Source organism: Acinetobacter sp. Ac8 (assembly GCF_055392545.1).
Window position 1 is genome coordinate 39,097 of the sequence record NZ_AP043689.1, and the last position, 25,740, is coordinate 64,836.

Below are 25,740 nucleotides of genomic sequence, written 5' to 3' on the forward strand. Positions count from 1 at the left end.
TATCAGTTGGTACTGTGGTGGTTGATAAAACGGCTGGAATCAATGCGGGTGGTAAAAAGATTACCAACGTTGCAGCCGGTGATATCAGTACAGCAGGATCAACAGATGCTGTGAATGGTGGTCAATTATTTACGACTAATCAAAATGTTGCGAAAAACACATCAGACATTAGTACGTTAAATACCACTGTTACCAATCAAGGTAATCAAATTACGACCAATACGTCTGATATCAGTACATTAAAAGGTGGTTTTAACTTACAAACTAACGGTAAGAATAGTGGTGCGATCAAAGCAGGTGATACGGTTGATATTGGTGTAGCTACGCCAGCGGATACCAACCTGACCGCAACCAAGACAGGTAACAATGTTGCGTTTGCTTTAAGCAAAGACTTGAACTTAACCAGCGTTACTACAGGTAATACAGTGATTAACACTGCTGGTATAACCGCGGATAAAGTGACAGTTGGTACTGTGGTGGTTGATAAAACGACTGGGATCAATGCGGGTGGCAAAAAGATTACCAATGTAGCGGCAGGTGATATCAGTGCAGCAGGATCAACAGATGCTGTGAATGGTGGTCAATTATTTACGACTAATCAAAATGTTGCGAAAAACACATCAGACATTAGTACGTTAAATACCACTGTCACTAATCAAGGTAATCAAATCACGACCAATACGTCGAATATCGCAACCAATACATCTGATATCAGCACCTTAAAAGGTGGCTTTAATTTACAAACCAACGGTAAGAATAGTGGTGCGATTAAAGCAGGTGACACGGTTGATATTGGTGTAGCTACGCCAGCGGATACCAACCTTACCGCAACCAAGACAGGTAATAATGTTGCGTTTGCTTTAAGCAAAGACTTGAACTTAACCAGCGTTACTACAGGTAATACAGTGATTAACACTGCTGGTATAACAGCGGATAAAGTGACTGTTGGTACTGTGGTGGTTGATAAAACGACTGGGATCAATGCGGGTGGTAAAAAGATTACCAATGTAGCGGCAGGTGATATCAGTACAGCAGGATCAACAGATGCTGTGAATGGTGGTCAATTATTTACGACTAATCAAAATGTAAGTAATTTGACGACAACTGTTACCAACCAAGGTAATGATATCAGCACCTTAAAAGGTGGTTTTAACCTACAAAGTAATGGTAAGAACAGTGGTGCGATTAAAGCGGGTGACACGGTTGATATTGGTGTAGCTACGCCAGCAGATACCAACCTTACAGCGACTAAGACAGGTAATAATGTTGCGTTTGCTTTAAGCAAAGATTTGAACTTAACCAGCGTTACTACAGGTAATACCGTGATTAACAACGCTGGTGTAACAGCGGATAAATTGACTGTTGGTACTGTGGTGGTTGATAAAACGGCTGGAATCAATGCGGGTGGTAAAAAGATTACCAATGTAGCAGCAGGTGATATCAGTACAGCAGCATCAACAGATGCTGTGAATGGTGGTCAATTATTTACGACGAATCAAAACGTAAGTAATTTGACGACAACTGTTACGAATCAAGGTAATCAAATCACGACCAATACGTCGAATATCGCAACCAATACATCTGATATCAGCACCTTAAAAGGTGGCTTTAATTTACAAACCAACGGTAAGAATAGTGGTGCGATTAAAGCGGGTGACACGGTTGATATTGGTGTAGCTACACCAGCAGATACCAACCTTACAGCGACTAAGACAGGTAATAATGTTGCGTTTGCTTTAAGCAAAGATTTGAACTTAACCAGCGTTACTACAGGTAATACCGTGATTAACAACGCTGGTGTAACAGCGGATAAATTGACTGTTGGTACTGTGGTGGTTGATAAAACGGCTGGAATCAATGCGGGTGGTAAAAAGATTACCAACGTTGCAGCCGGTGATATCAGTACAGCAGGATCAACAGATGCTGTGAATGGTGGTCAATTATTTACGACTAATCAAAATGTTGCGAAAAACACATCAGACATTAGTACGTTAAATACCACTGTTACCAATCAAGGTAATCAAATTACGACCAATACGTCTGATATCAGTACATTAAAAGGTGGTTTTAACTTACAAACTAACGGTAAGAATAGTGGTGCGATCAAAGCAGGTGATACGGTTGATATTGGTGTAGCTACGCCAGCGGATACCAACCTGACCGCAACCAAGACAGGTAACAATGTTGCGTTTGCTTTAAGCAAAGACTTGAACTTAACCAGCGTTACTACAGGTAATACAGTGATTAACACTGCTGGTATAACCGCGGATAAAGTGACAGTTGGTACTGTGGTGGTTGATAAAACGACTGGGATCAATGCGGGTGGCAAAAAGATTACCAATGTAGCGGCAGGTGATATCAGTGCAGCAGGATCAACAGATGCTGTGAATGGTGGTCAATTATTTACGACTAATCAAAATGTTGCGAAAAACACATCAGACATTAGTACGTTAAATACCACTGTCACTAATCAAGGTAATCAAATCACGACCAATACGTCGAATATCGCAACCAATACATCTGATATCAGCACCTTAAAAGGTGGCTTTAATTTACAAACCAACGGTAAGAATAGTGGTGCGATTAAAGCAGGTGACACGGTTGATATTGGTGTAGCTACGCCAGCGGATACCAACCTTACCGCAACCAAGACAGGTAATAATGTTGCGTTTGCTTTAAGCAAAGACTTGAACTTAACCAGCGTTACCACAGGTAATACCGTGATTAACAATGCTGGTGTAACCGCAGATAAAGTGACTGTTGGCAATGTTGTTATAGATAAAACAACCAACAAGATCAGTGGTGTAGAAGCAGGAACTGATACGAAAGATGTTGTAAACAAAGGTCAATTAGATGCTTTGGCGGGACAACAAACAGCAACAGATAATTCGGCAGTGAAATACGACAACGCCACAACTAAAGATAAAGTGACTTTAGGCGGTGGCGCGGCAGGTACAACGCTAACAAATGTTAAAGCGGGTGATGTTTCTGCAAACTCAACAGATGCAATCAATGGTAGTCAGCTTTATACGACAAACCAGAATGTAGCTCAGAATAGCAAAGACATTGCAACCAATACGTCGAATATCGCAACGAATACATCAAATATTGCGACCAATACATCTGACATCACGACCTTAAAAGGTGGTTTTAACTTACAAACCAACGGTAAGAATAGTGGTGCGATTAAAGCAGGTGACACGGTTGATATTGGTGTAGCTACGCCAGCGGATACCAACCTTACCGCAACCAAGACAGGTAATAATGTTGCGTTTGCTTTAAGCAAAGACTTGAACTTAACCAGCGTTACTACAGGTAATACAGTGATTAACACTGCTGGTATAACAGCGGATAAAGTGACTGTTGGCAATGTTGTTATAGATAAAACAACCAACAAGATCAGTGGTGTAGAAGCAGGAACTGATACGAAAGATGTTGTAAACAAAGGTCAATTAGATGCTTTGGCGGGACAACAAACAGCAACAGATAATTCGGCAGTGAAATACGATAACGCCACAACTAAAGATAAAGTGACTTTAGGCGGTGGCGCTACAGGTACAACGCTAACAAATGTTAAAGCGGGTGATGTTTCTGCAAACTCAACAGATGCAATCAATGGTAGTCAGCTTTATACGACAAACCAGAATGTAGCTCAGAATAGCAAAGACATTGCAACCAATACGTCGAATATCGCAACGAATACATCAAATATTGCGACCAATACATCTGACATCACGACCTTAAAAGGTGGTTTTAACTTACAAACCAACGGTAAGAATAGTGGTGCGATTAAAGCAGGTGATACGGTTGATATTGGTGTAGCTACGCCAGCAGATACTAACCTTACCGCAACCAAGACAGGTAACAATGTTGCGTTTGCTTTAAGCAAAGACTTGAACTTAACCAGCGTTACTACAGGTAATACAGTGATTAACACTGCTGGTGTAACCGCAGATAAAGTGACTGTTGGCAATGTTGTTATAGATAAAACAACCAACAAGATCAGTGGTGTAGAAGCAGGAACTGATACGAAAGATGTTGTAAACAAAGGTCAATTAGATGCTTTGGCGGGACAACAAACAGCAACAGATAATTCGGCAGTGAAATACGACAACGCCACAACTAAAGATAAAGTGACTTTAGGCGGTGGCGCTACAGGTACAACGCTGACAAATGTTAAAGCGGGTGATGTTTCTGCAAACTCAACAGATGCAATCAATGGTAGTCAGCTTTATACGACAAACCAGAATGTAGCTCAGAATAGCAAAGACATTGCAACCAATACGTCGAATATCGCAACGAATACATCAAATATTGCGACCAATACATCTGACATCACGACCTTAAAAGGTGGCTTTAACTTACAAACCAACGGTAAGAATAGTGGTGCGATCAAAGCAGGTGATACGGTTGATATTGGTGTAGCTACGCCAGCAGATACTAACCTTACCGCAACCAAGACAGGTAATAATGTTGCGTTTGCTTTAAGCAAAGACTTGAACTTAACCAGCGTTACTACAGGTAATACAGTGATTAACACTGCTGGTGTAACCGCAGATAAAGTGACTGTTGGCAATGTTGTTATAGATAAAACAACCAACAAGATCAGTGGTGTAGAAGCAGGAACTGATACGAAAGATGTTGTAAACAAAGGTCAATTAGATGCTTTGGCGGGACAACAAACAGCAACAGATAATTCGGCAGTGAAATACGACAACGCAACAACTAAAGATAAAGTGACTTTAGGCGGTGGTGCTGCAGGTACAACACTAACAAATGTTAAAGCGGGTGATGTTTCTGCAAACTCAACAGATGCAATCAATGGTAGTCAGCTTTATACGACAAACCAGAATGTAGCTCAGAATAGCAAAGACATTGCAACCAATACGTCGAATATCGCAACAAATACATCTGATATCAGCACCTTAAAAGGTGGTTTTAACTTACAAACTAACGGTAAGAATAGTGGTGCAATTAAAGCAGGTGACACGGTTGATATTGGTGTAGCTACGCCAGCGGATACTAACCTTACCGCAACCAAGACAGGTAACAATGTCGCGTTTGCTTTAAGTAAAGATTTGAACTTAACCAGCATTACAGTGAACGATGGAATCAATGGTACAAATGGTTCTACAGTGATCGGTAAAGATGGCATCTCGGTTAAAGATGGCTCAGGCAATACTATTGCAGGTGTAGATAACACAGCGTTGACAGTGAAAGATGGTAGTGGCAACACAGAAACTAGCATTAACAAAGCGATCAATACTCTTAATGCATCGCAAGGTGAAACTGATAAGTTTGCAGTGAAGTACGACAAGAATGCTGATGGCAGTGCAAACTATAACAACATCACATTAGCAGGTAGTGCTTCAAGTAGTACTAAAGATGCAACGACAGGCAAGATCACCACAACAGGTGGTACAAGCTTAAACAATGTTGCGAGTGCGGGTGATTACACTAAAGAGGCCAATGCGAGCAAAGGTGTTAACGCTGGTGATTTGAACAATGCAGTTGTTGACGCGACTAATGCAGCGACCAGTAAAGGCTTTGCATTACAAGCAGCAGATGGCGCTAAAGTTCAGAAGAACCTAGGCGAAGCGGTTGAAGTTGTTGGTGCAGATAGCAACATCACTACGAAGGTTGCAAATGGTCAAGTTGCGATTGAGTTAAATAAAAACCTCAATAACTTAACTGGCATTACAGTGAACGATGGCACCAATGGTACAAATGGTTCTACAGTGATCGGTAAAGATGGTATCTCGGTTAAAGATGGTTCAGGCAATACGATTGTAGGTGTAGATAACACAGCGTTGACAGTTAAAGATGGTAGTGGCAACACAGAAACCAGCATTAACAAAGCGATCAATACCCTGAATGCATCGCAAGGTGAAACTGATAAGTTTGCAGTGAAGTACGACAAGAATGCTGATGGCAGTGCAAACTATAACAACATCACATTAGCAGGTAGTGCTTTAAGTAGTACTAAAGATGCAACGACAGGCAAGATCACCACAACAGGTGGTACAAGCTTAAACAATGTTGCGAGTGCGGGTGATTACACTAAAGAGGCCAATGCGAGCAAAGGTGTTAACGCTGGTGATTTGAACAATGCAGTTGTTGACGCGACTAATGCAGCGACCAGTAAAGGCTTTGCATTACAAGCAGCAGATGGCGCTAAAGTTCAGAAGAACCTAGGCGAAGCGGTTGAAGTTGTTGGTGCAGATAGCAACATCACTACGAAGGTTGCAAATGGTCAAGTTGCGATTGAGTTAAATAAAAACCTCAATAACTTAACTGGCATTACAGTGAACGATGGCACCAATGGTACAAATGGTTCTACAGTGATCGGTAAAGATGGTATCTCGGTTAAAGATGGTTCAGGCAATACGATTGTAGGTGTAGATAACACAGCGTTGACAGTTAAAGATGGTAGTGGCAACACAGAAACCAGCATTAACAAAGCGATCAATACCCTGAATGCATCGCAAGGTGAAACTGATAAGTTTGCAGTGAAGTACGACAAGAATGCTGATGGCAGTGCAAACTATAACAACATCACATTAGCAGGTAGTGCTTTAAGTAGTACTAAAGATGCAACGACAGGCAAGATCACCACAACAGGTGGTACAAGCTTAAACAATGTTGCGAGTGCGGGTGACTACACTAAAGAGGCCAATGCGAGCAAAGGTGTTAACGCTGGTGATTTGAACAATGCAGTTGTTGACGCGACTAATGCAGCGACCAGTAAAGGCTTTGCATTACAAGCAGCAGATGGCGCTAAAGTTCAGAAGAACCTAGGCGAAGCGGTTGAAGTTGTTGGTGCAGATAGCAACATCACTACGAAGGTTGCAAATGGTCAAGTTGCGATTGAGTTAAATAAAAACCTCAATAACTTAACTGGCATTACAGTGAACGATGGCACCAATGGTACAAATGGTTCTACAGTGATCGGTAAAGATGGCATCTCGGTTAAAGATGGTTCAGGCAATACTATTGCAGGTGTAGATAACACAGCGTTGACAGTGAAAGACGGTAGTGGCAACACAGAAACCAGCATTAACAAAGCGATCAATACTCTTAATGCATCGCAAGGTGAAACTGATAAGTTTGCAGTGAAGTACGACAAGAATGCTGATGGTAGTGCAAACTACGATAGCGTAACCCTTGCAGGTACAGGTGGAACAACAATCACCAATGTTAAAGCAGGCGCTATTAACGCAACATCAACTGATGCGATCAACGGTAGTCAATTGTATGATGTTGGTAATAGTCTGAAAAATGCAATTGGCGGTTTGACCACGAGAGATGCAACGACTGGCATCATTACGACAAGCAACATTGGTGGCACGGGTTCAAACACAATTGATGGTGCAATCAACAGCATTAAAGATTCAGCAACCAAAGCGAAGACCACAGTTACGGCAGGAGACAATGTTGTAGTGACTGCTGGTACCAATGCAGATGGTTCAAGTAACTATCAAGTTGCAACAGCGAAAGATGTAAACTTCGACAAAGTGAATGTAGGTAATGTTGTTGTAAATAAAGCCAGCAATACAATCGAAGGCTTAAGTAATACTGACTTAAGAGCAAGTGATTTTGCGACTAAAGGTAGAGCAGCGACTGAAGAGCAATTGAAGCAAGCTGTCACGAAAAACATCACTGAAGTTGTAGATGGTAATGGCAACAAAGTGAATATTATTGATCAAGTTGTAAATACGAAACCTGACAATAAGAACCAAGATTCATTGTTCTTAACTTATGATAAGCAAGGTCAAGAAACCACAGATCGTCTGACGATTGGCCAAACAGTACAGAAGATGAATACCGATGGTATTAAGTTCTTCCATACCAATGCAGATATGTCGAAAGGTGATTTAGGTACAACCAATGACTCAAGTGCAGGTGGTTTAAACTCTACAGCGATTGGTGTAAATGCAATTGTGGCAACGGGTGCAGATAGTGCTGTTGCATTAGGTCACAATACAAAAGCTGAGGGCAAACAATCCATTGCTATTGGTCAAGGTGCTGAGGCATTAGGTACACAATCAATCAGTATTGGTACGGGCAATAAAGTGAAAGGCAACCATTCTGGTGCGATTGGTGACCCGACCATTGTGGATGGTGCGAACAGTTATTCTGTAGGTAATAATAACCAAGTGCTTACAGATGATACGTTTGTACTTGGAAACAATGTGACCAAAACAGTTGCTGGTTCAGTTGTGTTAGGCAATGGCTCAGCGGCGACAACTGGTGCTGGTGTTGCAGGTTATGCGCTGTCAGCTGCAACAAGTGCAGACAAAACAGCGATTAGCAATACAACATCAACAACTGGTGCAGTAGCAGTTGGTGATGCGGCAAGCGGTATTTATCGTCAAATTACAGGTGTTGCAGCGGGTAGCGCAGATGCTGATGCTGTAAACGTAGCGCAGTTAAAAGCTGTTGGTAACCAAGTTGTTACCACTCAAAACGCACTTGTAAATGGTTTGGGCGGTAATGCGAAGGTCAATGCTGATGGTACCATTACTGGGCCAACTTATAATGTTGCACAAGGTAATCAGTCGAATGTTGGTGATGCTTTAACAGCATTGGATAAAGCCATTGGCTCTGCGGCAACAACATCTAAAACGACTGTTTCTAATGGTCAGAATATTGTTGTGAATAAGAGCAAAAATGCTGATGGTTCAGACAACTATGAAGTATCAACAGCAAAAGATTTAACAGTTGATTCTGTGAAAGCAGGTGATACGGTTCTCAATAATGCTGGAATCTCAATTGGTAATAATGCGGTTGTGATAAACAACACAGGATTAACCATTGCCGGTGGACCAAGTGTAACGGTGGCAGGTATTAATGCGGGTAATAAAACAATTACCAACGTGGCAAATGCTGTAAATGCTACAGATGCAGTCAATAAAGGGCAGTTAGATAGTGCAATTGGCACTGTGAATAACAATGTCAATGAGCTTGCTAATAATGCTGTTAAATATGACGATGCATCAAAAGATAAGATCACACTTGGTGGTGGTACAAATGGTACAACCATTAGCAATGTAAAAGATGGTGCAGTCACTCAAGGTTCTAAAGATGCTGTAAATGGCGGTCAATTGTGGAATGTTCAGCAACAAGTTGATCAAAACTCAACGGATATCAGCAATATCAAAAATGATATTAACAATGGTACTGTCGGCTTAGTTCAACAAGCAGGTAAAGACGCAACAGTTACAGTTGCGAAAGATACTGGTGGTACAAGTGTGAGTGTGGCGGGTACAGACGGTAACCGTGTTGTGACAGGTGTTAAAGATGGCGCAGTCAATGCAACATCAAAAGATGCAGTCAACGGTAGCCAATTGAATACAACCAACCAAGCAGTTGTGAATTATCTTGGTGGTGGTGCTGGTTATGACAACATTACGGGTAGCTTCACTGCACCAACTTACAATGTAGGTGACTCTAAGTATAACAATGTCGGTGGTGCAATCGATGCATTGAACCAAGCGGATCAAGCATTGAATAGCAAAATTGACAATGTCAGCAACAAGTTAGACAACGCTTTCCGTATTACCAATAACCGGATTGATGATGTAGAGAAAAAAGCCAATGCGGGTATTGCAGCAGCAATGGCACTTGAATCAGCACCATATATTCCTGGTAAATATACCTATGCTGCAGGTGCGGCATACCATGGTGGTGAGAATGCGGTAGGTGTGACGCTACGTAAAACTGCAGATAATGGACGTTGGTCGATTACAGGTGGTGTTGCAGCAGCATCTCAAGGCGACCCAAGTGTTCGTATCGGTATCAGTGGTGTAATTGACTAAATCACGAGACAAGGAAGATCGAACGGTCTTCCTTTTTCTTCACTAATTTTTAAGAGAGAAAAAATGAAAGCATTTAACAAAAAAATTATGTTCAGTGTATTCAGTGGTCTTGTGATGTCATTGAGTCATGCTGCTGAAGTTGAAACATCAAATATCCAAGAAATTCATTTCCCTGAAGTAAAAGACAGTTATTTAAAGCAAGTGAATCGTTATGAATATGATGACGTGGCACGTTTAGATAAAGGTTTAAGCAAAGATCAGATTCGCCATGTTTTGGGGAATCCACAATTTTCTGAAGGCCTTTTTGCTGTTAAAACTTGGAACTACGTATTGGATGTTCGAGAGCCGAGTTCCAATCAATATAAACGTTGCCAGTTACGCATAGACTTTGATAAGCACTACCGTTCAGAAAATCTATATTGGAAAGGTGAACAATGCCAAGGTCTGATGGCTTGGGGCATCAATAACCAATCCGCGACAGAACAAACGGCTCTATCCGCTACAGGCCAATCAGCCAGTGTTTTATTCTATTTTGATCATTCAGATAAAAATGGGGTAAAAAATCCTGAAGTGATTAGCAAAATTGCTGATCAAATTAAGCAAACTGATGGGAATAGCAAGATTTTTGTTGCTGGTTATACTGACCGTTTAGGTTCATTTCCGTATAACCAACGTTTATCAGCGGCGAGAGCCAATACCGTTGTAGATTTATTGAAACAACAGGGTATTCCTGCTGAGCAAATTCAATTTTCAGCAGAAAATAAAACGGATGTGTATCAGAAATGCAATGGAATGAACAAAAAAATTCAATTGGTTGAGTGTTTAGCACCTAATCGCCGAGTAAACATCACTTGGTAAAACTGAATGCATAATCAAATACCTTCAGTTTAAAAGAAGGTGTTTATTCTTCAAATAGATTGAACCTTATTGCATACCAACGCCCGATGAAATTTATCGGGCGTTTTAAATTATTTACTGTTCTGGTTTATTTTGAATAAATCATACATCACCAAATAATATTGATTGCCAAGTTAACCGAGCAGAAACATCAGCAACAAAACATTTTGATTAAACAGAAATAATCTGTGCAAAATGAATGAACGGGCTTCTTTTTGATGCCTTTTATAAAATAAAATTTAGTGAATTTTGTTAAATGATAAATATTTTTTATTAAAAAATAAAAAATTATTCATAGAAGTTTTGTGTTTTATCCAACACGATAGCGTTATATTAAATTCTAATGTTTTATTTATCTATAAAGCTTGTTGGAATATCAATAGACACGTCTTGTTTAAAAAAAGATCATGCTCAAGATCATTGGTTATATGCTAAGTTATAGTATGATGTGTTCATATTTCGACTGATTTATTGCTATATCATCAGTTTTATTTAGCCAGAGTGAATTGATATTCATTTCAAGCTCAAACAATGTTGGAAATACAAATGCCTGACTATCGTTCAAAAACATCGACACATGGAAGAAATATGGCTGGTGCACGTGGCTTATGGCGTGCAACAGGAATGAAAGATGAAGATTTTGGTAAACCGATTATTGCGGTAGTCAACTCATTTACTCAGTTTGTCCCTGGTCATGTGCATTTAAAAGACTTAGGTCAGCTGGTTGCTGAACAGATTCAAGCAGCGGGTGGTGTGGCAAAAGAATTCAATACGATTGCAGTCGATGATGGTATTGCAATGGGGCATGATGGCATGCTGTATTCATTGCCTTCGCGTGATTTGATTGCTGATTCTGTTGAATACATGGTCAATGCGCATTGTGCAGATGCCATGGTATGTATTTCTAACTGCGACAAAATCACACCAGGGATGTTAATGGCGGCAATGCGTCTGAACATTCCTGTGGTATTTGTTTCTGGCGGTCCAATGGAAGCGGGTAAAGTTAAAATCCGTGGTACAGAACATGCGATTGATCTCGTTGATGCAATGGTGGTTGCCGCTGACGATAGTTTTACCGATGAAGAAGTAAAACAATACGAGCGTTCAGCTTGCCCAACTTGTGGTTCATGTTCAGGTATGTTTACAGCCAACTCAATGAACTGTTTGACAGAAGCTCTTGGTTTATCTTTACCGGGTAATGGTTCAACTTTAGCAACCCATGCAAATCGTCAAAAATTATTTGAAAAAGCTGGTCAATTGATTGTTAAGTTGGCAAAACGTCATTATGAACAAGATGACTACACCATATTACCGCGTTCAATTGCGACCAAAGCGTCTTATGAAAATGCGATGACGCTAGATATTGCAATGGGTGGTTCAACCAATACCGTATTGCATTTATTGGCTGCGGCACATGAAGCAGGTGTTGATTTTACCATGGACGATATTGATCGTTTATCACGTAAAGTGCCTGTGTTGTGTAAAGTTGCCCCTGCAAAACAAGATGTCCATATGGAAGATGTCCATCGTGCAGGCGGTATCATGTCAATTCTAGGTGAATTGGATCGTGCTGGCCTATTGGATACATCAGTCTATACCGTACATGAAAATACGTTGAAAGATGCCTTAGATAAATGGGATATTATTCGTACCGAAGATCCAGAGGTTTACGAGTTCTTCCGTTCAGCACCAGGCGGTGTTCCGACTCAAACAGCATTTTCACAAAACCGTTATTATCAAACTTTAGATGGTAACCGTGAAAAAGGTGTGATCCGTAATGCTGAACATGCATTTTCTAAAGACGGTGGTTTGGCTGTACTGTACGGAAACATCGCTGTAGATGGTTGTATTGTAAAAACTGCGGGTGTAGATGATTCGATCCTGAAATTTAATGGTACGGCTCGTGTCTTTGAAAGCCAAGACGCTGCTGTAGATTCAATTCTTGGTCATGAAATCAAAGCTGGTGATGTGGTTGTCATCCGTTATGAAGGTCCACGCGGTGGTCCGGGTATGCAAGAAATGCTTTACCCAACCAGCTATCTAAAATCGAAAGGCTTAGGTAAAGAATGTGCTTTACTTACAGATGGTCGTTTCTCTGGTGGTTCTTCAGGTCTTTCCATTGGTCACGTATCGCCAGAAGCTGCTGAGGGCGGTGTTATTGGATTGGTTGAAGATGGTGATTTGATTGAAATCGATATTCCAAATCGTACAATTCATCTCGCTGTTGATGATGCAACCTTAGCTGCACGCCGTAAAGTTCAAGACGAAAAAGGTTGGCAGCCAGCTGAAGAACGTCCACGTAAGGTTTCAAAAGCATTAAAAGCTTATGCTATGCATACCACCAGTGCGTCGAAAGGTGCGGTGCGTGAAATCTAAGCGTTAAAATAAGATTCCCAAACAAAATAAAAGCACTCATGGATTGGGTGCTTTTTATTGCATTGACCTAACGATTTAAATTTTATCGAGTTTTGGGATATTGATCATTCAGATTCAAATTGTTATAAGTTTTGTTATGACTGGTTAGAATTAATTTTCTCAGCATCACCCGTGAATGAATGGTATGCTTGAGCGAGTTTCAATCAGATTTTCTTTTATTTTTCAGTGCTTATTTCGAGGCTCTACGCATGTCACTGTTACGCCGTTGGTTTGATCCAATCCGATCGAGTTGGTTTTACCAAAAGCCGATTCGTCAAGAGGTGTTATCTACGGAACAGGGACTGAGTATTTATCTGCGTTTAGATGATGTTTATAGCTATCTTGCTGTACAGCAACTGACCCAATTGGAAGATCTTTTAAGTGATGATTTAAAGCCACTTAAAGTGATTATTTCCAATACCGCAGCAGAACCCCCCAATGGCATGACCATAGAAGAATGGCGCAATTATAGTTTAGAAGACGCCAAAATCTTAGCCAATCAACATCGCTTTAGTTATGATGATGAAAAACCAGAACAACCGACTCAAGAAGCATTACAACAAGCGGAAACAATTCTTAGAAATACACCGCTAACCGGTCAAAATTTTCTTTATTTACTCGAAGATGTATTTCATATGCTGTGGCAGCAGCAGTATGGCAAATTGCGTACTTTATTCGTGATGGCCAGTCAGCATCAAAAACCACAGAATTTTCCAGAACGTGTGTTTGGTCAAAGTCCAATTTTAGAAAGCTATTTTGAATTTGGTGGACGTAAATATCATGCAGTGGATGATTTATTACGGTTAACTCGTCGTTTAAAACAACAAAAATTATTGATTGATAACCCTATTTTTCTGATCAATCACATTGAATGGCGTGAGCATTTGATGAGTGATGCAGAAGAGCTTGCTGAAATTCAGGCCATGCATCCTGAACTTGATTTATATATTGCCTTAGAAGACCCGATCAGTTGGTTATTATTGGCATATATCAAAGAAGAACTCGCAAATTATTATAATATTCAGTTGAACCTATTTCCGCTGAGTTATCACGGTCGGGACTTTTTTGACTGGAGTTTGGCGACCCGTCTTTCCAAGCGTTCAGAAGTGAAATTTACCCCGTTCTGTCGTCCGACTGCCGAAAGCACCTTAAATATGGCAAAGCTTTATTACAGCGTAGCAGAAGAGCAACGTGTAGATGTGATGTATGACATTTTACAGGCGGTTTGGACCAAGGGGCGTGATTTATCATTCAAGCCGCATTTACAGCAAATGCAACATGATTTAGGGATTGAAAATCTAACAGATACAGATGTTGAAGCTTTATTAACAGCCAATGATCAGCAATGTGCAGAGAAACATCAGCCTGATTTTCCTGTTTTAGAATTGCGCATTGAAGGAAAGCGTTACGTTTTTAATAGCCTATATCGGGTTTGGATGATTGAAAGTATTTTTAGTAATGTGTTAGAACAGAAGTATAAAGCCGAGAATGAGTTGGAACGCGCTCAACATCATATAGAAGCACAGGATGCAGAAAAAACAGATGATTAAAAAAGAGAAATGTGAATCATTAGAACAAGTACGTGATCGAATCGATCAGTTGGATCAGGAACTGATTGAGTTGATTGCAACCCGCCAATTTTATGTTGATCAAGCTGTCCGATTTAAACGTAATGTAGATGACGTACAGTCTCCAGAGCGTGTACAACAAGTGATTAATAAAGTACGTCAGAAAGCCATAGATGTTGGCACCAACCCTGATTTGGTGGAAATGCTCTATCGGGAAATGATTCAGCATTTTATCCAAAGAGAATTAAAAGAAATCCGTCCATAACGGTAATGTGATTTTAATTTTGCCCATAAAAATATTTATTTTAGAGAACGGTATGAAAAAAATTATTCTAATCTGCATCACAACAATGTTGAGTCAGTACGCACTTGCAGAAAATTGGAAATTTATTGTCAAAGATGAGGATGGTAGTTTTTATCTAGATACCGATCGTATTGTGAAAAAAGACAAAACGGTAAATTATTGGGCTAAGTTTGTTGCTGATGCAGACAGTGAAGAACTGGATATGAAAAAAGGTGACTATACACTTTCTCATAATTTAGACCAATGTGCTGATCGTACGACAAATATCACTTTGGTTGAAGATTATAAAAAAAATGGTCAATTGATCAATAGCGATCCGCAAGATTCAGATCCAAGTAATATCGATGATGATGAAATTAATCTGGCATTTTTTAAAGTCGTGTGTAAATAGTTTCTAAATTGTTATTTATTTCAATACTGAAAGCATAATCAGCTTTAAGGTAATTCAGTCTAAGCTGCTTAAAATCCCTTTTATATAAAAGGGATTTTTTATTGATCATTGTTAATTTATGATCATCATACTATAGCCAAACCACCTAATTATTCATATAAATGATTTGCATCAAGTCATTGATCATAAATGAACTTATGTTCTTGTATCAACTCTTAGAAACTATTGGTTATCAATTCGTTTTTTGTACTTTTGAATCATAGATGGTTATCCTATCGTGGGGCGACATGGATGTCGCCGTTGGATGGAGGTACAGGACGTACCTCTCATCCAACAGAAGATTTTTGTTACTTTTCATCTCTGAAAAGTTAGGCATCGCCTACACAAACTTATTCAAACTTTCAAAGCAAAATGTGGTAATGAACGTTTTTTATAATCAAACAATTTATTTTCCCATATAATTGATTTAATTAAAGATATCAATTAAGAGAAATTATATTCTTGTGTATGCGTTTTTGACAAGTTGACTATATTTTGATTTAGGCATTTTCATTCTTGAATTAGCCCTTTATATGCCCCATTCCAATTCTGCATTTGTGATTTTATTGATGACAGATTGATATTCAAATTTTTTACATGCACACCATAATTGGATAAAATCTGAACCAAAATATTGTTTAAAGACTGTATGTTTTTCAAATAATTGCAGTGCTTCAAGCTGATGAGAGGGTAAGAAATGCTGTGAGTTGATCACTTTTACTTGTTGGATTGATTGAGGTAAATCCAGTGCTGCATGTAAGCCATGCAGCACACCTGTCAGAATGGTTGCAACACACAAATAAGGGTTGACGTCTGCACCCGCAACACGATATTCCAAGCGTTGATTGTCCTGATCTGAACAGGGGATGCGAATGGCAACATTGCGATTATTGAAGCCCCAATTGGCTTCGAGTGGAACATGATTGCCAAGTTGGAATCTGCGAAATGCGTTAATATTGGGTGCTAAAATAGCCATGGATGCGGGCATTAAGTCAAGTAAACCTGCAATCACTTTGTGCATGATGGGGTTTGGATTTTTTAACTGATCTATTTTAAAAAGATTGTCTTGCCATTGGTTGCGTATGCTCATATGAAAGTGCATGCCACTGCCTGCTTTAGCCATATTTGGTTTCGCCATAAAACTGGCTTTTAAACCATGTTGCATCGCAATTTGACGAATCATTCGTTTAATACTCATGATGTCATCACACAGTTTTAAAATGTTGTCACTGTGCTGAATATTCAATTCAAATTGTCCAGAAGCACTTTCAGCTACAACACCTGTTAAATCAATATCTTGTCGTTTTGCTTCTAATTCAATTTGTTGAATGACAGTTTGAAAATTATGCGGAGTATCGACATCGAAACATTGGGTAGAAAGCGGATCAGATTGGGGAGAAAACGGGGCATCTTGGGTATTTTTAGACAAATAAAACTCGATTTCACCGGCCATCATTGGAAAATAGTGCATCTGATGCAGTGTCAATAAAATTCTTTTTAATATATTGCGAGGCTCAATCACACAATCTGAACCATCATCGGATTTCATGGTTAATAGCAGCTGGGCATGCTGATTGGGTTGAACTGCACAAGGCTTTAGACTGCCCAAGACGGGCATACATAAGCGATCGGGTTCACCAATATATTTTCCCAACCCACTTTCTTCAACCACTTGACCATCCAAGCTCATCGCATAAATAGACAACGGAAAATAACAGCCTTTCTGCAATTGGTGGAGGGCATTTACTTCAATACGCTTACCACGAAGATGACCATTGAGATCATGTAAGCAGATATCAATAAACTGGGTCTCTGGATAATCTTCTAAATATTGTTGAATTTCTTTGTTGAAATCATGCATGTCCTGATTTTCTAAGATCAGTGCTGTGGGGAATATTTTTGTAGAACTGGCAAGCGACATATTCATTGTGAATAGATCCAAATGAGGTAAAAAAATTATAGAAAGCTTGCTTACTTGAGTAACGTAAAATGATCGTAAATTCTTTTCTTAGACGCTTAACCAAAACATTCAACATTAAGCCTCAATCATTGCTTGAGGCTCTATCCTAAAAACAGTGATATTTCAAAGCAAAGCTTTGGCGTAGCATTGCCTCAGAATATTGAGGTAAAACGACATGATGGGATTTGTAATTGGTGTATTTGCAATTGCAGGCATGATTAAAGGCACAATTGGTCTCGGCTTACCTGCCGTTTCAATGGGACTTTTAAGCCTTGTGATTAGCCCATTCCAAGCCGCAACTTTATTGATCATTCCATCTATGGTGACCAACTTTTGGCAATTGTTTGCTGAAGGTCATGTATGGCGGTTGGTTCGCCGTTTTTATCCCTTATTGTTGGGGATTATTATCGGTTCAATTTGGAGTATTTTTCCCACTTTAGGCCACTCTAGTGGTGGTTTTCATAGTGAAGCATTACTGGGGGGAATGCTGGCATTGTATGGACTCTATGGTTTATTTTCCAAACGTATGCCAAATCTTGCACCGCATGAAAAATGGCTTTCCCCAATCATTGGATATTTAGGCGGTGCTTTAACTGTTGCCACGGGAGTGGTGGTGATTCCTGTGGTCCCTTATTTACAATCTTTGCAGTTAAAGCGTGATGATTTGGTTCAATCTCTAGGTTTAGCTTTTACCGTTTCAACACTGTGCCTTGCCGTTTTTTTACATCAAAACCCTGTTGAAGATACACCAATTGATTATCAGTTATCTCTTATTGCCTTAGTACCTGCGTTAATAGGAATGTGGGTGGGAACAAAAATTCGTTACCGTATTCCAGAGCAAAAATTTCGTAAAGTTTTCTTCTGTGGCTTGGTGATTTTTGGCTTATATTCGGTATTGCATCAATTTGGTGTGATCTAGTCTGAGGACAAATAGTCGTGTAATGGCTCTGTCCGCACATGTGAAGCTATGACCCTATTGGGTAAACTGAAAAAATCAAAGCAGATGATAGCAATTTAGTTAATTTTAAAAATCAATATCAGCGTGGTGCTTAATTAAGTATTTAACGTGAGTTTGATTTAAAGATATCTTTAATATATTGAAAAACAATGATCTTGACGGAGTCTTACTGAACTGTCATTCAATTTCAGGATCAGCCTGCGGCTCGCCCTACTTTTGTTTCGACAAAAGTAGGCAAAACCATTGTCATCCGCAAAACTCGTCAACCACCAGCGACGTATTCAATGAATCGCAGAAACAATACTTTATGCATGAGGTCCTGCCTCAGACAGTTGCGGATGACGTTTCCGAGTATCATATTTCATCAAGAATTTTATATCGAATTCAGATTATTTAAACTAAAATCAGTTTCGATTTTTGTGAAATTAAGAATTGGGCAAAGTGTTGATATGCTGTTGGAAGTTCATCAAAATTTTGAGCAGCCAATTGTAGTTGACGTTTTGCCCATTCACCGACCAGTTCAATTTGATCAAATGCATAGAGTTGATTGAGTCGCATTGCTGCCCGTTTGGGCATAATGGCAATGCCGACACCACTTGCAACCACTTGAGCGATCGCAGCAAAATTTGGCAATCTTAAACGATACTGAATTGCACAATTGAGCAATTTGGCTTGGTTTTCAATCGACTGCTGTAAAGAGTGATATTGCATTAAACCCACAAAGGCATAGTTCAGTGTATCGACCAGTCTAAGTTGTGTTCGCTGGCTTAATTCATGATTTGAAGGACAAATCAGCACTAACGGATCATCTGAAAAGGTTAAAGTCTGTAATTGATGTGCATTAAAAAAGCTCGAAATTAAGCCGAGTTTTGCATTGCCTTTTTCAAGGGTCTGAATAATTTCATTACTTTCAGCTTCCTGTAGATCAATCTGAATATGTGGGTTTTCAACTAAATACTGAGGAAGTAATAAGGGCAGATATTCACTTTGTGCAGATGAATTACACCACAAAGTCATCTGTGTGCTTAGACCTTTTGCGAAGGGTGACATCGCTTGTTCAAGCTGTTTACTTTGTTGTATTAGACGTAAAGCCTGTTCTGCAAAAGTTTGACCTGCAATTGTGAGTTTGACCCCAGAGGCATGCCGGGTAAAAAGGCTTGTGGCATATTGTTGTTCGAGTTTTTTAATACGTTCACTGGCTGCCTGTAGTGAAATCGACGAGCGTTCTGCGCCTTTGGTGAGGCTTCCTGTGTCCACGATATTGATAAACAGTTGCAAATCGAAGAAGTCTAGGCGCATGCGAATCATAAAGAGCTGAAATGAGATCAAAGTATAGCTGAATAATCATACAAATATGCGATATCGTGTAGATTGTTTCAGCGGTGAGTAGGACGAGGTTTAAATTGAAACTATGAATGAAGGCTTGATCACGACGATATCGTACGGTAGTCACAGGATATTTTAAGCGATTGTATTGGAAAATATATAGGCTTGAAACAAAAGTAACTTGATTGATATTGATCATATGCCTGACTTGCTCAATTTGAGTCTAAAACGCAAACCATTGATGAAATATCAAAACACCCTAGAAAAGATGAAAATTCTAAGCGAGCAAAAAAGTGAAAACGATTGGTTTATTAGGTGGAATGAGTTGGGAATCTACAGACTTGTACTATCAGCAGCTGAATAAAAGCATTCAACAAAAATTAGGAAAATTACACTCTGCAAAAATTGTTTTAATCAGTGTTGATTTCGCTGAGATAGAAATATTACAGCGTCAAGGCTTATGGGACGATGCAGCACTGTATTTAACAGAGAAGGCAATTCAGTTGGAGAAAGCAGGGGCAGAAGGGATCTTACTGTGTACCAATACCATGCATAAAGTTGCTTCTGCTATTGAAAGCTCGGTCTCAGTTCCATTTATTCATATCGCTGATGCAACAGCAAAAGAAGTTTTAAATCAGAATATTGGCAAAGTCGGTTTGTTAGGTACTCAATTTACCATGGAACAAGACTTCTATAAGCATCGGTTAGAACAACAAGGCATCAATGTACTGGTGCCTAACCAAGCGTATCGACAGATGGTTCACAATATTATTTATGATGAATTGTGTTTAGGTGTGATCAAGGAAGAATCTCGTCAGAAATACATCCATATTGTTGAGCAGCTAATATTAGAGGGTGCTGAAGGCATTATTTTGGGATGTACAGAAATTTGTATGCTCATTGGAGATACTCAGTTTTCTGTTCCGCTGTTTGATACAACGTCGATCCATGTGCAAGCTGCTGTGGATTTTGCTTTGTCTTGACCTTTTTGAAGTGGGTATTTGTATCAATAAAAAAGCTCCCGAAGGAGCTTTAAATATTATATAAGCAAAGGCTTACATAATTTTCACACCTTGTTGACCCGCAGGGGTAACTTTGAAGATTTCCACTTCAAACGTGATATTTTTACCTGCGAGTGGGTGGTTGAAATCCACTTCAGTGATATCTTCACCGACAGTTTTAACCACGCCAAATAGACTTTGTTTGGCTTTGTCTTCAAACTCAATCATGTGGCCTTCAACAGGACGTTGTTCGAATTTTACTGTATCGAATTTTTGCACATTTTCAGAATTCCACGGACCGAAAGCATCTTCTGGTGGAAGGCTAACAGTACGACGGTCACCTGCACGAAGACCAAATAAGGCTTTTTCAAAACCTGGCAATAAACTGCCATCCCCGATCACTAAGCTTACAGGCTCTTCACGGCTACGTGTGTTATCAATTTCAACACCACTTTCGATGGCAACAGAAAAATGCAGTTCTACTTTTGAGCCATCCGCAACACGCGTTTCGTCATTGGGGTTAATCATTTGTTCAGTCATTTTGCGCTTCCGCACGTTGAATACGATGCTTTTCTAAAAAGAAGGTATCAATTAACAATAAAATCGTACCGAGAGTGATCGCACTATCGGCAATGTTGAATGCAGGGAAACTACTGCCTTGGTAATGCAAATGAATAAAATCGACCACATAACCTAATGTCACCCGATCAATTAAATTCCCCAATGCACCGCCAAGAATCAATGCGATTGCAGCAGGTAAGATCAGCGTGGTTTTTGGCATACGCATAAGCCAAAAAATAAAGATGATCGATACAACGCCTGCAAGACCTGTGAATAAATAATGCTGCCAACCGCCCGCATCAGACAAGAAGCTAAATGCTGCGCCGTAATTATGCAGTAATGTCCAATTTAAGAAGGGCAATACAGGTACAGGCTGAGCATAAGTCAGCTCTGCACTTGCAATGTTTTTTGTCCATTGGTCAATGATAATGGCAAGGACAGAAAGTCCAAGCCACATCAAATTATGTGGATAAAACTGTAATAAGCCCTTTTTATTTTGCGGATTAGGCATATTTTCTCTCTTCGCCTTGACCTGTAGGAAGGTTAATAATACAACGAGAACAAAGCCCTGGATGTGCATGATGTGTATTCACATCTGGAAGAACATGCCAGCAACGTGCACATTTTTCGCCTTCAGCAGCAGAAACTTTAACACGTAGGCCTTCAAGTTCTGTTGCTTCACCTTGCTCAGCATAGTCATAAACAATCGCTTGAGAGGTGATCAAGACAAAACGAAGCTCATCGCCCAATTGCTTCAAGACGTTTTGTAGGTCTGTATTTGCCCAAAGTTCAACTTTAGCAGACAGGTTACTACCAACCAATTTAGCATTACGCGCTGTCTCAATCTGTTTATTAACCGCAGATTTGACTTCAATTAAGGTTTGCCAATCCGCTTCAGAGATCAAGTTGGTGCTTGATGCCACTGGAATATCATACCAATGAGCTGTAAATACATATTTTTCAGTTTGTTCTGGAATCAATGGCCACGCTTCTTGTGCTGTAAAGCTCAAGATAGGGCTCATCCAACGAACAAAGGCTTGAACCAAATGATACAACGCAGTTTGAGCAGAATGACGTGCTGTTGAGTCTGCTTTAGTCGTGTATTGGCGGTCTTTGATGATGTCTAAGTAGAAACCACCCAAATCATTGATACAGAAACTGGTCAAAGCATTGGTGACGACATGGAAGTTCATATCTTCATAAGCTTGTTGAATGGTTTTCTGTACGTCTGCTGCACGTTGTAAGATGTATTGATCCAATGCAATCAATTGGTCTACAGGTAACGCATCTGTTGATGGTTTAAAGCCGTTCAAGTTTGCCAATAAGAAACGTAAAGTATTACGAATACGACGATAGCTGTCACTTACACGGCTAAAGATTTCGTTACTTGCGGCAATTTCATAACGATAATCGCTTGATGCAACATATAAACGTAAACCATCAGCACCTAACTGCTTGATGATATCTTCAAGTGGGATAAAGTTACCCAATGATTTCGATAATTTACGACCTTTTTCATCCACGGTAAAACCATGTGTAAGCAGGGCTTTATAAGGTGCGCGTTTATGGATCGCAATCGACGTGAGCAATGAAGACTGGAACCAGCCACGATGTTGGTCAGAACCTTCAAGATATAAATCAGCTGGATCTTGCAGTTCTGCACGTTCACGCAATACTGCATAGTGCGTTGTACCTGAGTCAAACCATACATCGAGCGTGTCACGAACAGCATTGTACTGTTCAGCATCATCACCGATAAATGCTTTGGCTTCACGGTTATACCAACCATCAATGCCTTCTTTTTCGATGAGCTTCGCCACATCTTCAATGAGCTCTGCGGTACGAGGGTGCAATTCATTGGTATCTTTATGTACAAAGAATGGAATCGGCACACCCCAAGTCCGTTGACGAGAGATACACCAGTCTGGGCGACCTTCAATCATTGACTTGATACGGTTTTTACCCCAATCAGGGACAAAGTCGATGTCGTTTTCAATTGCATTTAAAGCATCTTGGCGTAACCCATTCGCATCCATGCTGATAAACCACTGTGGGGTTGCACGGAAAATGATTGGTGTTTTATGACGCCAGCAATGCGGATAACTGTGCTTAATTGGCAGATGCGCCCAGAGTTTGCCAGCATCTGTTAATGCTTCAATAATTTTTGGATTGGCTTTATAAATGTGCTCGCCTGCAAAAAGAGGTGCAGTCGGTAAATATACACCATTACCACTTACAGGGTTTTCTACTTTTAAGTTATAGATTAAGCCAACTTTATAATCGTCCACACCATGTCCAGGTGCAGTGTGCACAGCACCTGTACCACTGGTTGCAATGACATGTTCACCTAAAATCACAGGCACTTGGCGATCTACAATCAATGGATGTTGTAATTGTAAGTTTTCGAGCGTCGCACCGACAAAGTCAGCCAATACTTTTGGTTGTTCAAGTTTGTAACGTTCACATGCAGATTCAACTAAATCTTTGGCTAAGATTAAGTTTTGTGTGCCACGCTCAGACTGAACTTCCACCAGTTGATAGGCAATATCCGCATGTAAGGCAACCGCTTGGTTCGCAGGTAATGTCCAAGGTGTCGTTGTCCAAATCACGATATCTGTTGGATTGTTAACGTTGACACCCACTTTTGCAGACAAATCAGCAAGATCTACAACACCGAAACCCACATCAATTGCATCAGATTTTTTATCTTCATATTCCACTTCTGCTTCAGCAAGTGATGATCCACAATCCATACACCAGTTCACAGGTTTTAGACCGGGTTCGATATGACCTGCTTTGGCAATTTCACCGAGCGCGCGAACAATATCTGCTTCTTGTTTGAAGTTCATGGTGAGATATGGATTATCCCAGTCTCCAAACACGCCCATACGAACAAAGTCTTTTTTCTGTAATTCGACTTGAGTATATGCATATTCACGGCAGGCTTTACGGAAAGTCGATGCGTCAACTTTTACGCCAACTTTACCGATTTTTTCTTCGACTTTGAGTTCGATTGGTAGACCATGACAGTCCCAACCTGGAACATAAGGTGCGTCAAAATCATCTAAAGTGCGACTTTTAACAATAATGTCTTTTAAAACTTTATTGACGACATGACCTAAATGCAATGAACCATTTGCATATGGAGGACCGTCATGCAGAATATATTTTTTCTTGCCAATACGCGAAGCACGAATCTGCTGATAAATGTTGTCGGCATACCACTCTTCTAACCATTTTGCTTCACGTACTGCGAGATTTGCTTTCATTGCAAATTCAGTACCTGGTAGGTTTAGCGTGGCTTTATAATCCACTGCATTTTCAGAAGTTTGCTTATCGCTCATGCAAGTTGTCATCCAATATTATCAGCACCATTGCTGACGCGTTTTACAATAAAAGTTTAAGTTAAAAAGGAAATTTGGGGGTGTTTTTGCGAAACTCAAGCAAACGCTCGACATCATCATCAATTCCCGCCTGAAGCGCTTCAAGTGATGGGTAATTTAATTCACCATGTAAATAGTCGAGGAAAGTGACTCGCATTAACAGACCATACAGATTAGCAGAAACATTTGGAAAATGTACTTCTAATCGCCATTCTGGATGTTCTTGTTTGATTGCAGGGCGTGTTCCCACATGGCCCGCACCAAATAACGCATCTGTTTGATAGCCAGCAACACCTATTTTATCGGGGTTCTCAGCTTTGACTTTCTGTGTCAATGAGGTACTTTCGCAAATAACATCGACAGCATAAATACCACTTAAACAGGGTTTATGACGGCCAAGTCGAACATTGATGGTAGGAAAATTCAAAGTACGACCAATTTGATCACCATATTGCACACGACCAATCATGCTGTATGGACGACCCAATAATTTTGCTGCAAGTGATAAGTCACCCGCTTGGAGAACTTGGCGAATACGGGTTGAACTGACACGTTCGCCATTAAATTCAATGGTATTGAGATTGGTGACATCAAAACCATATTGTTTTAAAAATTCACTATTGCCTTGACGGTCTTTACCGAAGTGAAAATCATCACCTAAGATCAAACTTTGCGCATTGAGTTTGTTTTTTAACAGGCTTGCAAAGTTTTCTGCACTTAAGCTACGGAATTGATTATCAAATTTAGCAATAGCAATATAATCGACACCCAATTCAGATAAATATTCTACTTTTTCTCTGAGTGATGAAATCCGTGGTGGTGCTTCATAACCTTTGAAAAACTCTAAAGGTTGTGGCTCAAAAATCATCACCAAGGTTTTTAAATTTTGGGCTTTAGCCACTTCTTTGAGTTGAGAAACCATCGCCTGATGTCCCAAATGGACACCATCAAAATTGCCAATCGTCACAGCGGTTTGGGGCAATTGAAAATTTGGTGCTAAGGCATTTAGACGTAACAGCTGCATGGTTTCAAAATAAGCTTAAAATTTGAAAGGACTATATATTGCCATAATCTCACAGTTTCGTCTTTGTTGTTGTGTTTTTATCCAGAAAAAAATGA

13 protein-coding genes and 1 pseudogene are annotated in these 25,740 nt (G+C 40.0%); 8 read left to right on the forward strand and 6 right to left on the reverse strand.

Annotated features, from left to right (window positions below; genetic code table 11):
* Window positions 1-32: 32 nt before the first annotated feature.
* From ACZ5QH_RS00155 to ACZ5QH_RS00180, 6 genes and pseudogenes are all read left to right on the forward strand, one after another.
* Window positions 33-9,818 (forward strand): annotated as a pseudogene (locus ACZ5QH_RS00155) (YadA-like family protein); the annotation flags it as partial.
* A 63-nt stretch (window positions 9,819-9,881) separates the two neighbouring features.
* Entirely contained in the window at window positions 9,882-10,676 is a 795-nt protein-coding gene (tpgA, locus tag ACZ5QH_RS00160) for a trimeric autotransporter adhesin/peptidogylcan-associated protein TpgA (protein ID WP_303576999.1), read from the forward strand.
* A gap of 585 nt (window positions 10,677-11,261) precedes the next feature.
* Entirely contained in the window at window positions 11,262-13,091 is a 1,830-nt protein-coding gene (ilvD, locus tag ACZ5QH_RS00165) for a dihydroxy-acid dehydratase (protein ID WP_004718884.1), read from the forward strand.
* A 248-nt stretch (window positions 13,092-13,339) separates the two neighbouring features.
* Window positions 13,340-14,680, forward strand: a complete 1,341-nt coding sequence (locus ACZ5QH_RS00170; protein ID WP_303576998.1) for a hypothetical protein — start codon at window positions 13,340-13,342, stop codon at window positions 14,678-14,680.
* Entirely contained in the window at window positions 14,673-14,963 is a 291-nt protein-coding gene (locus ACZ5QH_RS00175; RefSeq protein WP_016539541.1) for a chorismate mutase, read from the forward strand. The genes ACZ5QH_RS00170 and ACZ5QH_RS00175 overlap by 8 nt, the downstream gene beginning before the upstream one ends.
* Before the next feature lie 52 nt (window positions 14,964-15,015).
* Window positions 15,016-15,393, forward strand: a complete 378-nt coding sequence (locus ACZ5QH_RS00180) for a surface-adhesin E family protein (protein WP_004818217.1) — start codon at window positions 15,016-15,018, stop codon at window positions 15,391-15,393.
* A gap of 568 nt (window positions 15,394-15,961) precedes the next feature.
* Here ACZ5QH_RS00180 and ACZ5QH_RS00185 read toward each other — a convergent pair.
* Window positions 15,962-17,359: a glutamine synthetase family protein gene (locus tag ACZ5QH_RS00185; protein ID WP_303576997.1), complete on the reverse strand. Its 1,398-nt coding sequence runs from the start codon at window positions 17,357-17,359 to the stop codon at window positions 15,962-15,964.
* Window positions 17,360-17,567: 208 nt separating this feature from the next.
* Between ACZ5QH_RS00185 and ACZ5QH_RS00190 the strand changes: the two genes are divergently transcribed.
* Entirely contained in the window at window positions 17,568-18,311 is a 744-nt protein-coding gene (locus tag ACZ5QH_RS00190; RefSeq protein ID WP_004818219.1) for a sulfite exporter TauE/SafE family protein, read from the forward strand.
* Window positions 18,312-18,743: 432 nt separating this feature from the next.
* On the opposite strand, the gene ACZ5QH_RS00195 is transcribed toward ACZ5QH_RS00190, so the two are convergent.
* Window positions 18,744-19,649, reverse strand: a complete 906-nt coding sequence (locus tag ACZ5QH_RS00195) for a LysR family transcriptional regulator (RefSeq protein ID WP_262084758.1) — start codon at window positions 19,647-19,649, stop codon at window positions 18,744-18,746.
* Between the two features lie 320 nt (window positions 19,650-19,969).
* Here ACZ5QH_RS00195 and ACZ5QH_RS00200 point away from each other — a divergent pair, with 320 nt between their 5' ends.
* Window positions 19,970-20,659, forward strand: coding sequence for an aspartate/glutamate racemase family protein (locus ACZ5QH_RS00200; RefSeq protein ID WP_303576996.1), 690 nt, complete (start codon window positions 19,970-19,972; stop codon window positions 20,657-20,659).
* A 72-nt stretch (window positions 20,660-20,731) separates the two neighbouring features.
* On the opposite strand, the gene ACZ5QH_RS00205 is transcribed toward ACZ5QH_RS00200, so the two are convergent.
* From ACZ5QH_RS00205 to ribF, 4 genes are all read right to left on the reverse strand, one after another.
* On the reverse strand, window positions 20,732-21,217 hold the full coding sequence (locus tag ACZ5QH_RS00205; RefSeq protein WP_004818226.1) for an FKBP-type peptidyl-prolyl cis-trans isomerase: 486 nt from the start codon (window positions 21,215-21,217) through the stop codon (window positions 20,732-20,734).
* Window positions 21,210-21,749 carry a signal peptidase II gene (gene lspA / locus ACZ5QH_RS00210; RefSeq protein ID WP_004718873.1) on the reverse strand — a complete coding sequence of 180 codons (540 nt, stop codon included), beginning with the start codon at window positions 21,747-21,749 and terminating at the stop codon, window positions 21,210-21,212. Before lspA ends, ACZ5QH_RS00205 begins: the two co-directional genes overlap by 8 nt.
* Window positions 21,742-24,582: an isoleucine--tRNA ligase gene (gene ileS / locus ACZ5QH_RS00215; RefSeq protein WP_034614654.1), complete on the reverse strand. Its 2,841-nt coding sequence runs from the start codon at window positions 24,580-24,582 to the stop codon at window positions 21,742-21,744. Before ileS ends, lspA begins: the two co-directional genes overlap by 8 nt.
* Window positions 24,583-24,643: 61 nt before the next feature.
* On the reverse strand, window positions 24,644-25,645 hold the full coding sequence (ribF, locus tag ACZ5QH_RS00220) for a riboflavin biosynthesis protein RibF (protein ID WP_004718869.1): 1,002 nt from the start codon (window positions 25,643-25,645) through the stop codon (window positions 24,644-24,646).
* Window positions 25,646-25,740: the final 95 nt, after the last annotated feature.

Coding starts and splice junctions, on each gene's coding strand:
- tpgA (WP_303576999.1), top strand. CDS start 9,882: ATGAAAGCATTTAACAAAAAAATTATGTTCAGTGTATTCAGTGGTCTT.
- ilvD (WP_004718884.1), top strand. CDS start 11,262: ATGCCTGACTATCGTTCAAAAACATCGACACATGGAAGAAATATGGCT.
- ACZ5QH_RS00170 (WP_303576998.1), top strand. CDS start 13,340: ATGTCACTGTTACGCCGTTGGTTTGATCCAATCCGATCGAGTTGGTTT.
- ACZ5QH_RS00175 (WP_016539541.1), top strand. CDS start 14,673: ATGATTAAAAAAGAGAAATGTGAATCATTAGAACAAGTACGTGATCGA.
- ACZ5QH_RS00180 (WP_004818217.1), top strand. CDS start 15,016: ATGAAAAAAATTATTCTAATCTGCATCACAACAATGTTGAGTCAGTAC.
- ACZ5QH_RS00185 (WP_303576997.1), bottom strand. CDS start 17,359: ATGAATATGTCGCTTGCCAGTTCTACAAAAATATTCCCCACAGCACTG.
- ACZ5QH_RS00190 (WP_004818219.1), top strand. CDS start 17,568: ATGATGGGATTTGTAATTGGTGTATTTGCAATTGCAGGCATGATTAAA.
- ACZ5QH_RS00195 (WP_262084758.1), bottom strand. CDS start 19,649: ATGCGCCTAGACTTCTTCGATTTGCAACTGTTTATCAATATCGTGGAC.
- ACZ5QH_RS00205 (WP_004818226.1), bottom strand. CDS start 21,217: ATGACTGAACAAATGATTAACCCCAATGACGAAACGCGTGTTGCGGAT.
- lspA (WP_004718873.1), bottom strand. CDS start 21,749: ATGCCTAATCCGCAAAATAAAAAGGGCTTATTACAGTTTTATCCACAT.
- ileS (WP_034614654.1), bottom strand. CDS start 24,582: ATGAGCGATAAGCAAACTTCTGAAAATGCAGTGGATTATAAAGCCACG.
- ribF (WP_004718869.1), bottom strand. CDS start 25,645: ATGCAGCTGTTACGTCTAAATGCCTTAGCACCAAATTTTCAATTGCCC.